The following is a 14,155-nucleotide window of genomic DNA, read 5'->3' as shown; positions in this document are numbered from 1 at the left end:
TACGGGTTTTGTAGGCCGGGTAAGGCGAAGCCGCCACCCGGCACGTTATTCTCCGCTCAACGCATCAAACTCCTCACACCCCGTATCAAACCCTTCGGTACAGCTCAGGTTTAGCCAGTAGAGCGCTTTCTGCTTATTCGGCGTGATAAAGCCTTTCTCACCCTGCTGGAACAGCATTCCTGCCCAGTATTCCGCATAGCCCGTACGTGACAGGGACGAGCTGCGCTTAAACCATGACGCCGCCTGTACGTCATCCTGCGGCACCTCTACGCCGTTGGCATAAATCAGCCCCAGCAGCAGCTGCGCATCGACCGCCGAGTCGTTGTCGATATCTTCGGCCGCCGTTTGCAGGAGCTTGATGGCCTGAGGATAGTCGGTTTTACCCGCCTGCGTGTTCACCATAATACGCGCCAGCATAATCGTGCCGCGCTTGCTGCCGGCGATGGTGGCCTGCTGCGCCAGCGCTTTAGCCTGAGCGTAATCCCCCTGCGTAAAGAGGATCTGCGAGAGTAACCCCATGGCGTCGACATCACCGCCTTTCGCGGCTTTCTCGGCCCACAGCGCTGCCTGCTTTCTGTCACCGGAGCTGAAGTAGGTATCGGCGAGATAATACTGGGCGCGGGCATCGCCGGCTTCCGCCTGCTTCTGATACTGGCTGCCTATCTCATCCGCGCGGGCGAACGACGTAAAAAATAACAACAACAGAAAAATGGCTTTCATGGATTCTTATCATCTGGGTACACGCCGCGCAGTATAATCGCGGTAGCAAAAGAAAAAAATGGGTGCATTAAGACCTCAACATCCTACAAGCCGGGCGAAACCGTGGTTTCGCCCGTAGAGGTTAGCCTGCCACGCAGGCTAATTTCGCCGCCACCTCCTGATGTTCACTCTTTATTGAAAACTCGCACAGTCTACCGCGAGTAATAAAGGTAAATATCACTATCGTCAGGCAGATAATAAAGACGATGCCTAACGCAGTTTTTAATGGCGTCATGCCTTTTACTCCTTGTCAAAAAAAGAAGAAGAGGCTACTCTCAACCTGTTGGTAGTTGAGGGGTAGCCTCGGGTGAATGAAAATTTCCCGGGGCTTTCCACTTTCTGTCCCTCAACAATGCTCAAGACAGAAAGTCTTAAGCACCCGCCGCACATCTTATCCTTCTGAATTAAAATGCAAAGATGTAATTCTGTTCTGCGCGAATTACATTATTTTGCGAGTCGCTTTCCAGAATAATAATTTATATTTTTAATGTTTTAAGCGGAAATAAAAAGGGAGTGAATAACTCACTCCCTTTATTCAACGATTAATTAACGGCTTCAACCCATTGCGCTTTCACGCAGCCGTGCTTTCAGCTTGTTATATTCGTCGATCACATACTGTTCCGCCGCGTGCTGATCCGCAATCGGCTCAACGTTGACGGCGCAGTATTTATACTCCGGCGTTTTGGTTATCGGGCTGAGGTTCTCCGTCACCAGCTCGTTACAGGCACCAATCCACCACTGGTAGGTCATATAGACAGCCCCTTTGTTTGGACGGTCGCTGACCTGCGCGCGGGTAATGATGCGGCCTTTGCGCGAATTCACCCACACCAGCGCTTCATCCTCAATGCCGAGGCGCTCCGCATCGGCGGTGTTGATCTGCGCGTAGCCCGGTTCGTCCGCCAGCGCCGCCAGCGCGGCGCAGTTGCCGGTCATTGAACGGCAGGAGTAGTGGCCTACTTCACGAACGGTAGAGAGCACCATCGGGTACTCCTCGGTGAGTTTATCGATCGGCGCAACCCAGTCGCAGGTGAAGAACTGCGCCAGCCCGTTCGGGGTGTCAAATTTCTCTTTAAAGAGATACGACGTCCCCTGGTCGGCCTCCGACTCGTCCCGGCACGGCCACTGGATGTAGCCCAGCTCACCCATTTTTTCATAGGTTGCCCCATAAAAGTCCGGGCACAGATGCCGCAGCTCGTCCCAGATCTCCTGGGTGTTGTTGTAGTGCATCGGGTAGCCCATGCGGGTGGCGATTTCGCTGATGATCTGCCAGTCCGTTTTCAAATCCCACTTCGGCTCGACCGCCTTAAAGAAGCGCTGGAAGCCGCGGTCCGCCGCCGTATAGACGCCTTCATGCTCGCCCCAGGAGGTCGACGGGAGAATCACATCCGCCGCCGCCGCGGTTTTGGTCATGAAGATATCCTGGACAATCACCAGCTCCAGATCCTCAAAGCCTTTGCGCACCGCAGACAGCTCGGCGTCGGTCTGGAGCGGATCTTCACCCATGATGTAGGCCGCCCGCACTTCACCGTGCGCCGCGCGGTGCGGCAGCTCGCTGATGCGATAGCCGGTATGTGCCGGCAGGCTCTCCACGCCCCAGGCCTTCGCGAACTTCTCGCGGTTTTCCGGGTACTTCACGTACTGATAGCCCGGATACGTGTCCGGCAGCGCACCCATGTCGCAGGCACCCTGGACGTTATTCTGGCCGCGAACCGGGTTAACGCCGACGTGCGCTTTGCCCAGATTCCCGGTTAGCATCGCGAGGCTGGTCAGGGATCGCACGGTTTCCACGCCCTGGTAGAACTGGGTTACGCCCATGCCCCACAGGATGGCGGCGGTTTTCGCTCCGGCATACATCCGTGCCGCCTGGCGGATCTCCTGCGCGCTCACGCCGGTTATCGCTTCTACCGACTCCGGCGTGTAGCCTTCGACAATTTTCCGGTACTCTTCAAACCCTTCCGTACGCGTGGCGACAAACGCCTGGTCGTACAGGTTCTCCTCAATAATGACGTGCCCCATCGCATTCAACAGCGCGATATTCGAGCCGTTTTTCAGCGCAATGTGCATATCCGCAATGCGCGCGGTTTCGATTTTGCGCGGATCGCAGACGATAATTTTCGCCCCGTTCTGTTTAGCGCGAATCACGTGGTTCGCGACGATAGGGTGAGAATCCGCCGGGTTATAACCGAAGATAAACACCAGATCGGTGTTATCTATCTCGTTGATAGCATTACTCATTGCGCCGTTACCGACCGACTGGTGCAGACCTGCAACCGATGGGCCGTGTCAGACGCGAGCGCAGCAGTCGACGTTATTGGTACCAATAACGGCGCGCGCGAATTTTTGCATCACGTAGTTGGTTTCATTCCCGGTCCCGCGTGAGGAGCCGGTGGTCTGAATGGCATCCGGGCCATACTTGGCCTTAATGGCACTCAGGCGCGTGGCGATGTAATCCAGCGCCTCGTTCCAGGAGACGGCTTCCAGCTTGCCACCGCGCTCGCGGCGGATCATAGGGTTTTTCAGGCGCGGGGTGAGGATTTGTGTATCGTTAATAAAATCCCAGCCGTAATACCCCTTCAGGCACAGCGTGCCCTGGTTGGTTTTCCCCTGCGCGGCCTCCGCCCGGACGATTTTGCCGTTATCGACCACCAGGTGGATCTTGCAACCTGAGGCACAATAAGGGCAAACCGTGACGACTTTTTTCATCAGTCTGCTCCAGTTAATCAAATCTTTCGCACCGACTAATGCAGCTTCTATGCCATGTTTTTAGTGGGGTTACTTACCGACTTTACGGTGCATTCCCGGCGAAATCCCTGACGAAATGCAGACAATCGTCAAAATTGACGTGTCGAATGAGCGGCGGATGTGACATGGGTTGAATTTCCGTCACGGAAAAATTCATTTCACTGGAGCCGACGGCAGAATGGTTCAGACTTAACATAATCCCCTGACGGAAGCATATGATGAAACCGGCGATTCTGGTGGTTGATGACGATATGGCAGTGTGTGAACTGCTGCAGGATGTGCTGAGCGAGCACGTCTTTAGCGTGCTTGTCTGCCACAACGGCCAGGATGCGCTGCGGCAGGTCCAACGGGAGCCGGCTATCGCCCTTGTTCTGCTGGATATGATGCTGCCGGACATCAACGGCCTGCAGGTTTTGCTGCAGCTGCAAAAGCAGCGCCCGGCGCTACCGGTGATCATGTTAACCGGGCTGGGCAGTGAATCAGACGTGGTAGTGGGGCTGGAGATGGGGGCTGACGATTATATTGGCAAACCGTTTAATCCACGCGTGGTGGTGGCCCGCGTTAAGGCCGTGCTGCGTCGTACCGGAGCGCTGGCAGCCGAAGCGCCGATGCCACGTGCGGCGGGGATAACCTTCAACGACTGGACGCTGGACACCGCCCGCTGTGAACTGATTGATCCGCAGCGTAACGCCGTGCCACTGACTCAGGGTGAATATGGCCTGCTGCTGGCGCTCACGCAAAATGCCCGCCGGGTACTGAGCCGCGAGCAGCTGCTTGAGCTCACCCACAGCGAAAGTACCGAGGTATTCGACCGCACGATTGACGTGTTGATCATGCGCCTGCGGCGAAAAATCGAGGTCAACCCGCATCAGCCTAAGCTCATCAAAACCATGCGCGGTCTGGGCTATGTTTTTGCCGCCGATGTGTCTCATAGCGAGAAAGCGGCCTAAGTATTCTCTTTAATAAACAGCTGCAGCTCGGCCAGCGTTTTTGCGCCGTCAATCGCATTGGCCGCCAGCAGGCTGGCCCGCGCGCAGGCGTGCGCCAGATAAATACTTTCTGTCAGCGGCAGCGATTCATGGCAGCCGTATAAAAAGCCCGCGCAAAACGCGTCGCCCGCGCCGACGCTGCCGATAATCTCGTTCTGCTCCAGCTTCCACGACGGAACCCATCGGCCTCCTTCTCCCGGTGTTTCACCCCATGCCCCTTCCGGGCAGTGGATTACCACCCGCTGACGAACGCCTGCCGCCAGCAGCTGCGCCGCGGCATCGGCGATATGGGCGATGTTCAGGGCATCGTTGCCGTCGCGCATCTCCAGCCCGCTAAACTCACCGGCCTCGAGTTCATTAATCACCAGATAATCCAGATGGCGCAGGGCAGGGAGTACCAGCGGCTGATAGCGCGGGTCGCCCTTGCGGGACACCAGGTCAAGGGAGGTTTCATACCCCTGCTCGCGCATCTGCGCCAGCAGCCGCGCGCTGCGGGTGCCAAACTCGTCATCCGGCATATCCAGGCTGTCGAGCAGCAGCAGGTAGCCGAGATGGAAGATCTTCATCGATCCATCGAGACGATCGAAGGCGGGAAGATCCAGCAGACGGTTGGCGCCCGGCGAGTGGAAAAAGGTGCGCTGCCCGCTGGGATCGGTCATCACCTGCGACATGGAGGTTGGGGCGAAGGTGGTGCGCTGCACGCGCTGGCGGTTGACGTGGTACTGGTCGAGCATCGCCAGAATGTAATCCCCGTCGCCGTCTTCCCCGATCAGCCCCACCGCCTGCAGCGGCAGGCCGGCGTGCATTTTCGCCAGCGTCAGCAGCACGTTGAGCGGCGCGCCGCCGGTTGAGCGTTCGCTGTGGGTGATTTCCGCCAGCCAGCCGCGCTCCGGCCACTGCACGATCTGGTGAACGTGATCCACCAGCATATTGCCTGCGGCGATGATGCCTTTGCGTTCCATTATGCCTGCCCCGCGCTGCCGAAGATGCGCATCTGCTCGGCGACCGTATCGGTTATCGCCTCTTCTATCCCCAGCAGCAGTTCGGCAAACTCATCGTACAGCGGCTGGCGGTTCGCCATACGCTGCTCAACGGCGGCGAGCGCGGCCTGCGACATGCCGGTGTAGAAGTTGATTTTATGAATGCCCAGCTCGATGGCGCGGCGGAAGTCTGCATCGCTAATCCCGGAGCCGCCGTGCAGCACCAGCGGCAGCCCCGTCTGCTGACGAATGGCGTCCAGGCGCGGGAAATCGAGCTTCGGCTCGCCTTTGTATTTGCCGTGCGCGTTGCCGATGGCGACCGCCAGCGCGTCGATGCCGGTCTTATCGACAAACTCCCGCGCCAGCTGCGGGTCGGTAAAGAACGCTTCATCCGCATGTCCGTACAGCGCGCCGCCTTCATCCCCGCCGACCGCGCCCAGCTCCGCCTCCACCGAGACGCCCACCGCGTGGCACATCTTCACTACTTCCCGGGTCTGGCGAATGTTCTCCTCGTAGCTCAGCGTCGAGCCGTCGAACATCACCGAGCTAAACCCCAGGCGCAGGGCGCGCACGACGGCCTCGAAATGCAGGCCGTGGTCGAGATTCAGCACTACGGGAATATCATGACGGGCGGCTTCGAACTTGACCGCTTCGACCAGCGAATCCAGGGAAACATACTTAAAGTGCACTTCGGCGATGTTGATGATAAACGGCGAGCGTTCCTGCTTTGCGGCGGCAAACAGCGCGCGCAGGAAATGGGAGTCGAGCACGTTGAACGCGCCCAACGCGTAGCGGTGTTTCCTGGCGTGCTCAAGACCGTCGGCAAGAGAAATCAGTGGCATCATTCACTCCTTATCTCCGAAACAGGTTGTACTCGTTGCACAGCACCAGCACCGCCGGTTCGTCTTCTTCGATGTTGTTATAGCGGGCAACGGGCTGCAAAAAGTGGTTGTCGTGCTCGTCGTCATTCACCGACGACACTTCGCCCACCAGCACGTCGCCAAAGCCGCGTTCGCCCCAGAAGCTGTGATACAGGCCGGGCGTGAGACAGATGCTTTCCCCTGGTGTGAGGCGCAGCTGGCTGCCGGGAGCGTGGGTTTGCCGACAGCCGTCAATCGTGACGGTCACGTCGGTGTTTTCGGTCTCCTCATGCATCCCGGCATTCCATAACTCAATGATCAGGTTCCCGCCGCCCCGGTTAATGATGTCCTCCCGCTTGCGCCAGTGAAAATGCATCGGCGTCACCTGGCCGTCGCGCACGTGCATGATTTTTTCGGCGTAGCATTTCTTATACGGCACGCCGTTGGGGGAGCCGTTGCGCAGGGTAAACAGCGTCAGACCCTGTGCGGCAAAGCTGTTGCCGCCGAAAGCGGTCACGTCCCAGCCGAGCTTGAGGTCAAACACTTCCTGCCACGCGGCCTGGTCAAGCTGCTGCCATTTGGTTGGTGGAAAGCTGGCAAACGGCGGGAGATGCACGTCGTGCATGGAAAAGAACTGCCGCGTGTGGCCGAGGATTTCATTGATGTCGGAGCGTTTCATGGGGACTCCTTGAAAACAGTTCCCTCTCCCTGTGGGAGAGGGAAAAGGATCATTTAACCGTCCACCCCTTATACGTGCCGACGTTCTTTTTATCGATCATCGTCACCGGGATCAGCACAGGCGCTTTCGGCGCAGGTTTGCCCTGCAGAATGTCATAGCCGATCTCCACCGCCTTCGCCGCCATCACCTGCGGATCCTGCGCCGGGGTCGCCACAAACAGGGAGTTTTCGCGCTTCAGCGCCTCTTCACCGTCCGGGGAACCGTCCACGCCGACGATAAAGAACTCGTTGCGCTGGGCCTGTTTCGCCGCCAGATCGGCGCCGATCGCGGTCGGATCGTTAATCGCGAATACGCCGTCGATCTTCGGATTGGCCGCCAGCAGAGAGGTCATCACTTCCAGCCCGCCTTCACGACTGCCTTTGGCATTCTGGTTGTCCGAGAGCACCTTGATGTCCGGATGTTTTTTGAATTCCGTCTGGCAGCCTTCGACGCGGTTCTGCACCGCAGAGACCGGCGGTCCGTTGATGATCACCACGTTGCCTTTGCCTTTCAGGCGGTCGGTAATGTACTTACAGGCCATTTCCCCCGCCTGGGTATTATCGGAGGTGATGGTCGCATCGGCCCCTTCCGCCGCCACGTCCACCGCCACGACCACGATCCCCGCTTCTTTGGCCCGTTTCACCGCCGGGCCGATCCCTTTGGAATCCGCAGCGTTGAGGATGATCATGTCCACCTTCGCGGCGATGAAGTTATCGATCTGCGACACCTGCTGGCCCAGATCGTAACCGCTGGAAACCAGCGTCACCTTGACGTTATCGCCAGCCAGCTTGCGTGCTTCCAGCTCGGCACCTTTGGTGATCTGCACGAAGAACGGGTTAGCCAGGTCGCCCACCGTCACGCCGATGGACTTCAGATCTTTTGCCTGCGCAAACGGCGTTGCGGCCAGCAGCGCGCCAGCACAGAGCGCGGTCACTAAGGGTTTCAAACGCATCTTGTCTTCCTCGCTTGTAGGGTATTGTTGTTATGCACTTTGATGATGTCGGGTACGGTATTTGTCGATCAGCACCGCTATGATGATCACCGCCCCTTTGATCACCAGCTGCCAGAAGTAGGAGACGCCCATCAGCGTCATGCCGTTGTTGAGGGTGGCGATGATCAGCGCCCCCACCAGCGTGCCGGTGATCGTGCCGATCCCACCGACGAAGCTGGTGCCTCCGAGGATCACCGCCGCAATCGCATCCAACTCGTAACCCGTGCCGAGGTTGCCGTTGGCGCTGTAGAGGCGCGAGGCGCTCATCACCCCGCCGAGGCCGGAGAGCAGGCCGCTCATGCCGTAGACAAACAGCAGCACCAGCCAGACCTTGATGCCGGTTAAGCGCGCCGCCTGCATGTTGCCGCCGACCGCGTAGATATGAACGCCGAGCGTGGTGCGGCGCAGGATGAACCAGCAGATAGCAATGACCGCCAGGGCAATGACTACGAGCCACGGAATCGGGCCGAGGTAGTTATTGCCGATCCACTCGAAGCTGATGCTGGAGTTGATCACCGTGGTGCCGTCCGCCAGCAGATACGCCGCGCCGCGCAGCGCAGTATAGGTACCGAGCGTGACGATAAACGGCGGCAGCCCGGCGAAGGCCACCAGCGCGCCGTTGAACAGCCCCAGCACCATGCCGAGCATCAGCGCCGCCGGAATGGAGAGCATCGCGAATTCAGGAATAAGCGAGACCACCATCGCCGCCACCGCCGTGGTGCCGAGAATCGAGCCCACGGAGAGGTCAATCCCGCCTGTCAGGATGATGAAGGTCATCCCCGCCGCCAGCACGATGTTGATCGACGCCTGACGGGTAATGTTGAGCAGGTTACTTTCGGTAAAGAAGTTCGGGGCGATAAAGCCAAATACCGCCACAATCAGGATTAAAATCGGCAAAATGCCGACCGTTTGCATCAGATCGCTCATCAGCATTTTTTTGGCGGAGGCGGATTTCGCCACCTGCTGCGGATGGGTTGGAGTTGTCATGATTGCACCGCCTGATGATGTGTGTCGTTCACGCCGGTTGCCAGCGTCATAATATTTTCCTGAGAGATGTCGCGCCCGTGCAGTTCACCCGCAATGCTGCCTTCCCGCATTACGTACACCCGGTCGCTCATGCCTACCACTTCCGGCAGCTCGCTGGAGATCATCAGAATCGCCACCCCCTTGCGCGCCATCTGGTTCATGATGCGGTAGATCTCGCTTTTGGCACCGACGTCCACCCCGCGCGTGGGTTCGTCGAGAATCAGAATGCGCGGGCCAATCGCCACCCAGCGGGAGATCAGCAGCTTTTGCTGGTTGCCGCCGGAGAGCCCGCCCGCGCGCACCTGAGAATGGGGCACGCGGATGTTAAGCAGGGCGATAGCGTCATCGGAAATGGACTGGGCTTTTTTGCGGTTAAGCATGCCGAAGGTGGCGTCGCGCTCCAGCGTCGCCATGGTGATGTTCTCCTGCGCCGCCAGCTCCAGAAACAGCCCCTGCTCCTTGCGGTTCTCGGTGAGAAAACCAATCCCGTTTTCAATGGCCGCGCGCGGGGAGTGGATCACCACCGGCTCGCCGTCCACCTCAATCATCCCGCCGGTGGCCTTGCGCACGCCGAAAATCAACTGCGCCAGCTCGGAGCGTCCGGCCCCGACCAGCCCCGCCAGTCCGACGATTTCACCGGAGCGCACCTGCAGGCTGCATGGCTGCACTTTTTTACCGTCGGTGAGATGGTGCACGTTGAGACGCGGGCTGCCGAGAGGGATATCGCGCTCTTTGTTGAACAGATCGCTGAGCGGGCGGCCCACCATCATCTTCACCAGTTCAGACGCGTTCAGCTTGTCGCGCGTCAGGCTGCCGACGTACTGCCCGTCGCGCAGAACGCTCACGCGGTCAGAGAGTTCATACACTTCCGCCATGCGGTGGCTGATATAGATAATCGCCATGCCTTCATCGCGCAGGCGCAAAATCAGTTCGAACAGGCGGTGGGTTTCGCGGGAGGAGAGGGCGGCGGTGGGTTCGTCCATCACCAGGATGCGGCTGTTGCGGTGCAGCGCGCGGGCGATTTCCACCTGCTGCTGCTCGGCGATGGTCAGCTTCATCACCAGGTCGGTGGCGCTGAACTGCGCGCCGAGACGGTCAATCACCGCCTGCGCCTGGGCGGCCATCTCCTTGCGCTGCACCAGCCCGCCGCGCGACAGCTCGCTGCCGAGGAAGATATTTTCCGCGACGGTCAAATTGGGGGCGAGCTGCATCTCCTGGTAAATCAGGGTAATGCCTGCGGCCAGCGCGTCCTTCGGCCCTTTAATGTGAAACGGCTGGCCGTCGATCAGGATCTCGCCGCCGGTGGCGGTATAGGCCCCCGCGAGGATCTTCATCAGCGTGCTTTTTCCCGCGCCGTTTTCCCCCATCAGCGCGTGGATCTCACCGGGGAAGACCGTCAAATCCACGCCCTTGAGCGCGTGGAAATTGCCAAAGGTTTTGGCAATGTGGCGCATCTCTAAAACCGGGGTTCTGCTCATGGCGGATCTCCTGTGAATGTCGATATCTGCACTTCATCACAGGTGCGTAAATGCAAAATGTCAGAAGCTGTTCATATTTGTCATAGTTATGAATAGCGAATGTGGATCACAGTTACGGAGTCAACATGCCTTCACGCCCCCCGTTCTTCTCCAGCGCCCGCGGTCGCCTGCTGATATTTAACCTGCTGGTGGTCGCCGTCACGCTGATGGTGAGCGGCGTGGCGGTGCTCGGCTTTCGTCATGCCAGCCAGATCCAGGAGCAGGTCCAACAGCAAACGCTGGACGACATGACCGGGAGCATGAACCTCGCGCGCGACACGGCCAACGTGGCAACGGCGGCGGTGCGGCTTTCGCAGGTGGTAGGGGCGCTGGAGTACAAAGGCGAGGCCGAGCGGCTGAAGCAGATGCAAACGGCGCTGCGCCGCTCGCTGGAACAGCTGGCGGATGCCCCGCTGGCGCAGCAGGAGCCGGCGCTGGTGGCGCGGATTATTCGCAGAAGCAATGAATTACAGCAAAGCGTAACGGGGATGCTGGAGCGTGGGCAAAAGCGGCATCTTGAGCGTAACGCGCTGCTGAGCTCGCTCTATCAAAGCCAGAGCTATTTACGCCATCTTCAGGACATCAACCGCCGCTTCGGCAGCAACGTGCCGGACGCGCGGCAGCTGATGGAGATGGATCGGCTGATCGTGGCCGCGATTGATACACCTTCGCCGCGTGCTACCGTTCAGCAGCTGGACGCCGTGACCGCCACGCTGCCCCGAAGCGCCATACAGCCGGTCGTGGAGGGCGTTCTGCCCGATTTTAACGCCGAGCTGCGCAAGCTTGCCCCGCTGTCGAAGCAGCTGGAGGAGAGCGATCTGTCCATCAGCTGGTATATGTTCCACATTAAGGCGCTGGTGGCGATCCTTAATAGCGATATTAATCAGTACGTTGAGCAGGTGGCGCAGGCTTCCCGGCTTCGCACGGCCCAGAGCCATCACGAGTTGCAATCCATCAGCGTGTTTATCAGCATCTTCGCCGTGCTGGCGCTGATCATCACCGGCTGCGCCTGCTGGTATATCTACCGCAATCTGGGCTCCAACCTGACGGCCATCTCCCGGGCGATGTCGCGACTTGCCCACGGTGAACAGGATGTTTCTGTTCCTGCGCTGCAGCGGCGCGACGAGCTGGGCGAGCTGGCGCGCGCGTTTAACGTTTTTGCCCGCAACACCGCCTCGCTTGAGCACACCACGCGTCTGCTGAAAGAGAAAACCACGCAGATGGAGATCGACCGCATCGAGCGTCAGGGGCTGGAAGAGGCGCTGCTGCACAGCCAGAAGATGAAGGCCGTCGGACAGCTGACCGGCGGGTTGGCGCATGATTTTAACAACCTGCTGGCGGTGATCATCGGCAGCCTTGAGCTGACAGACCCCGAATCAAACGACGCGCCGCGCATTACCCGTGCGCTGAAGGCTGCCGAACGCGGCGCGCTGCTGACCCAGCGGCTGCTGGCGTTTTCCCGCAAACAGTCCCTGACGCCGCATGCAGTAGAGATGCTGCCCCTGCTGGAAAACCTTCGGGAACTGATGCGCCACTCGCTGCCCGCCACGCTTACTCTGGAGATTGAAGCGCAAACTCCGGCATGGCCCGCGTGGATTGATGTCAGCCAGCTGGAAAACGCCATTATCAACCTGGTGATGAACGCCCGGGATGCGATGGAAGGCCAGAGCGGGGCGATCAAAATTCGCACCTGGAACCAGCGCGTGACCCGCAGCGACGGACGCAGGCAGGATATGGTGGCGCTGGAGGTCATTGACCGCGGCAGCGGCATGTCGCAGGAGGTGAAATCCCGGGTTTTTGAACCGTTCTTCACCACCAAGCAGACCGGAAGCGGAAGCGGGCTGGGCCTGTCGATGGTGTACGGTTTTGTGCGTCAGTCCGGGGGGCGGGTAGAGATCGAAAGCGCGCCGGGACAAGGAACGACCGTGCGGCTCCACCTCCCGCGCTCGACGCTGCCCGCCGTTTCGGAGGATGAAGCGCTGGCTGCCACAACGTCCGTGGATAACGAGCGGCTTGTACTGGTGCTGGAAGATGAGGCGGACGTTCGCCAGACCCTGTGCGAACAGCTGCATCAGCTTGGCTACCTGACGCTCGAAGCGGACAGCGGCGAACAGGCCCTGAACATGCTGGCGGCGTCGCCGGATATTGGCATGTTTATCAGCGATCTGATGCTGCCCGGAAGCCTGAGCGGAGCCGAGGTGATTAACCATGTGCGCAGCCATTATCCGCAGCTTCCGGTGCTGCTGATCAGCGGGCAGGATTTGCGCCCGGCGCATAACCCGCAACTGCCGGACGTTCCGTTACTGCGTAAGCCGTTTACCCGCCAGCAGCTGGCGCAGGTGCTGCGGAAGGTGATGGTAATTTGAGATTCCTCCGCTACCCCGGTTCCCAGCCATTCATTACCGTAAGACCAGTTCCCCTGCGAGTCTGGCCTTATGAAACGTTACTCTACCGTCCTGTTATTTGGTCTGCTGACTTTAACCAGCCAACTGGCGCATGCCGATGTGATTGATGACGCCATTGGCAACATTCAGCAGGCGATCAACGATGCCTACAACCCCAGCAGCAGCCGTAATGACGATGACGACGATCGTTACGACCGCAGCCGTCAAATCGACAGCCGACAGTACGACGATCGTCGTCGGCAGCTCGAAGACAGACGCCGCCGCTTAGACGAGCGTCAGCGCCAGCTGGATGACGACAGGAGTCGGTTAGAAGAGGACGAGCGCAGGTTGGAAGACGATTACGATCGCGGCTAAGTGCGGCCTGTTGCCCTCACCCCAACCCTCTCCCACGGGAGAGGGAGAAAACCTAATCCAGCACAAGTACCATCCCGTCATATCCCGCTTCAATGCCGTCCGGCAGCGGGTTATCCATCATCCATGCGTCAAACTGATGGCTAATGTGCGTCAGGATCACCTGCGGACAGCCAATCACCTCGTTCAGGGCAATCACCGTATTTAAATCACTGTGGTTGCGCGGCGTCTCCGGACGCGGTTCATGGCTGCAGTCGATGATTATCGCCTGTGGCTGATTGTTGAGCAGAAACGTCACCGTTTTATCCGGCAGCCCGGCGGTATCAGAAAGCCACGCCACGCGGCTATGGGCCGATTCCAGCAGATACCCGAAGGTCAGTTTTGAATGGTTGAGCGGCAGCGGCGTGACCCGCAGCCCCTGCAGCTCAAACATCACGAACGGCTCGACCGTGTGGCTGAAATCCAGAATGCCGGGGTGTTTAAACAGATCGTCACAGCCTGCGTCGTCCGGCGGGCCGTACACCGGGATGGTCGCGCCCACGCCCCAGCGCAGGGGGAACAGCCCCTGGACGTGATCCATATGATAGTGCGTGAGTAAAAACTGCTGGAAACTGCCCGCCGGCCAGTCGTCCATCAGGTGCGGAATGCCCGCATCCAGCAGGGTGACTGCATCGTTGAATTTGACCACCGCGCTACAGGGGCGACGGCGATAGTTGTCCTGCAAACGCGCCCTGCGACACGCCGCGCAGTCGCAGCCAAAGACCGGGACCAACTGCGCGCTTCCGGTTCCCGTTAACGTGATGGTCAGACTCATAAC

General features: G+C 59.2%; 13 protein-coding genes. 3 read left to right on the top strand and 10 right to left on the bottom strand.

Features of this window, described 5'->3' with window-relative positions:
- Positions 1–45 precede the first annotated feature (45 nt).
- The 3 genes from IM295_RS18680 to fdhF all read right to left on the bottom strand — a co-directional run bounded on the left by IM295_RS18680 (position 46) and on the right by fdhF (position 3,462).
- Positions 46–720, bottom strand: a complete 675-nt coding sequence (locus IM295_RS18680) for a tetratricopeptide repeat protein (protein ID WP_045261055.1) — start codon at positions 718–720, stop codon at positions 46–48.
- 121 nt (positions 721–841) lie between these two features.
- Positions 842–994, bottom strand: coding sequence for a Hok/Gef family protein (locus tag IM295_RS18675; protein ID WP_028015189.1), 153 nt, complete (start codon positions 992–994; stop codon positions 842–844).
- 320 nt (positions 995–1,314) lie between these two features.
- The gene (gene fdhF / locus IM295_RS18670) at positions 1,315–3,462 is read right to left on the bottom strand and encodes a formate dehydrogenase subunit alpha (protein ID WP_193067164.1); all 2,148 of its coding nucleotides are present in this window, start codon (positions 3,460–3,462) and stop codon (positions 1,315–1,317) included.
- 257 nt (positions 3,463–3,719) lie between these two features.
- Here fdhF and IM295_RS18665 point away from each other — a divergent pair, with 257 nt between their 5' ends.
- Positions 3,720–4,451 carry a response regulator gene (locus IM295_RS18665; RefSeq protein WP_126818767.1) on the top strand — a complete coding sequence of 244 codons (732 nt, stop codon included), beginning with the start codon at positions 3,720–3,722 and terminating at the stop codon, positions 4,449–4,451.
- On the opposite strand, the gene IM295_RS18660 is transcribed toward IM295_RS18665, so the two are convergent.
- From IM295_RS18660 to IM295_RS18635, 6 genes are read right to left on the bottom strand one after another with little or no spacing between them, the layout of a single operon-like run.
- Entirely contained in the window at positions 4,448–5,455 is a 1,008-nt protein-coding gene (locus IM295_RS18660; RefSeq protein WP_193067182.1) for a carbohydrate kinase family protein, read from the bottom strand. The genes IM295_RS18665 and IM295_RS18660 overlap by 4 nt on opposite strands.
- Positions 5,452–6,312, bottom strand: coding sequence for a ketose 1,6-bisphosphate aldolase (locus tag IM295_RS18655; RefSeq protein ID WP_028015195.1), 861 nt, complete (start codon positions 6,310–6,312; stop codon positions 5,452–5,454). Before IM295_RS18655 ends, IM295_RS18660 begins: the two co-directional genes overlap by 4 nt.
- 10 nt (positions 6,313–6,322) lie before the next feature.
- Positions 6,323–7,009: a D-lyxose/D-mannose family sugar isomerase gene (locus IM295_RS18650; RefSeq protein ID WP_193067163.1), complete on the bottom strand. Its 687-nt coding sequence runs from the start codon at positions 7,007–7,009 to the stop codon at positions 6,323–6,325.
- A 49-nt stretch (positions 7,010–7,058) separates the two neighbouring features.
- Positions 7,059–8,000, bottom strand: a complete 942-nt coding sequence (locus tag IM295_RS18645) for an ABC transporter substrate-binding protein (protein WP_045261060.1) — start codon at positions 7,998–8,000, stop codon at positions 7,059–7,061.
- A 30-nt stretch (positions 8,001–8,030) separates the two neighbouring features.
- Positions 8,031–9,026 carry a ribose ABC transporter permease gene (locus IM295_RS18640; RefSeq protein WP_028015198.1) on the bottom strand — a complete coding sequence of 332 codons (996 nt, stop codon included), beginning with the start codon at positions 9,024–9,026 and terminating at the stop codon, positions 8,031–8,033.
- Positions 9,023–10,543 carry a sugar ABC transporter ATP-binding protein gene (locus IM295_RS18635; protein ID WP_028015199.1) on the bottom strand — a complete coding sequence of 507 codons (1,521 nt, stop codon included), beginning with the start codon at positions 10,541–10,543 and terminating at the stop codon, positions 9,023–9,025. The genes IM295_RS18640 and IM295_RS18635 overlap by 4 nt, the downstream gene beginning before the upstream one ends.
- A 125-nt stretch (positions 10,544–10,668) precedes the next feature.
- Here IM295_RS18635 and IM295_RS18630 point away from each other — a divergent pair, with 125 nt between their 5' ends.
- Entirely contained in the window at positions 10,669–12,948 is a 2,280-nt protein-coding gene (locus IM295_RS18630) for an ATP-binding protein (RefSeq protein WP_193067162.1), read from the top strand.
- A 69-nt stretch (positions 12,949–13,017) separates the two neighbouring features.
- Positions 13,018–13,341 carry a DDRRRQL repeat protein YjdP gene (gene yjdP / locus IM295_RS18625; protein ID WP_193067161.1) on the top strand — a complete coding sequence of 108 codons (324 nt, stop codon included), beginning with the start codon at positions 13,018–13,020 and terminating at the stop codon, positions 13,339–13,341.
- 52 nt (positions 13,342–13,393) lie between these two features.
- On the opposite strand, the gene phnP is transcribed toward yjdP, so the two are convergent.
- Positions 13,394–14,152: a phosphonate metabolism protein PhnP gene (phnP, locus tag IM295_RS18620; protein WP_193067160.1), complete on the bottom strand. Its 759-nt coding sequence runs from the start codon at positions 14,150–14,152 to the stop codon at positions 13,394–13,396.
- Positions 14,153–14,155: the final 3 nt, after the last annotated feature.

Origin of the sequence: Enterobacter cloacae complex sp. P14RS, from assembly GCF_014895895.1 — a bacterium.
GTDB lineage: Bacteria > Pseudomonadota > Gammaproteobacteria > Enterobacterales > Enterobacteriaceae > Enterobacter > Enterobacter bugandensis.
Note: the sequence above shows the minus strand (reverse complement) of the source record. Positions and strands in the feature narration are given on the sequence as shown.

Coding starts and splice junctions, on each gene's coding strand:
- IM295_RS18680 (WP_045261055.1), bottom strand. CDS start 720: ATGAAAGCCATTTTTCTGTTGTTGTTATTTTTTACGTCGTTCGCCCGC.
- IM295_RS18675 (WP_028015189.1), bottom strand. CDS start 994: ATGACGCCATTAAAAACTGCGTTAGGCATCGTCTTTATTATCTGCCTG.
- IM295_RS18665 (WP_126818767.1), top strand. CDS start 3,720: ATGAAACCGGCGATTCTGGTGGTTGATGACGATATGGCAGTGTGTGAA.
- IM295_RS18655 (WP_028015195.1), bottom strand. CDS start 6,312: ATGCCACTGATTTCTCTTGCCGACGGTCTTGAGCACGCCAGGAAACAC.
- IM295_RS18650 (WP_193067163.1), bottom strand. CDS start 7,009: ATGAAACGCTCCGACATCAATGAAATCCTCGGCCACACGCGGCAGTTC.
- IM295_RS18645 (WP_045261060.1), bottom strand. CDS start 8,000: ATGCGTTTGAAACCCTTAGTGACCGCGCTCTGTGCTGGCGCGCTGCTG.
- IM295_RS18640 (WP_028015198.1), bottom strand. CDS start 9,026: ATGACAACTCCAACCCATCCGCAGCAGGTGGCGAAATCCGCCTCCGCC.
- IM295_RS18635 (WP_028015199.1), bottom strand. CDS start 10,543: ATGAGCAGAACCCCGGTTTTAGAGATGCGCCACATTGCCAAAACCTTT.
- IM295_RS18630 (WP_193067162.1), top strand. CDS start 10,669: ATGCCTTCACGCCCCCCGTTCTTCTCCAGCGCCCGCGGTCGCCTGCTG.
- yjdP (WP_193067161.1), top strand. CDS start 13,018: ATGAAACGTTACTCTACCGTCCTGTTATTTGGTCTGCTGACTTTAACC.
- phnP (WP_193067160.1), bottom strand. CDS start 14,152: ATGAGTCTGACCATCACGTTAACGGGAACCGGAAGCGCGCAGTTGGTC.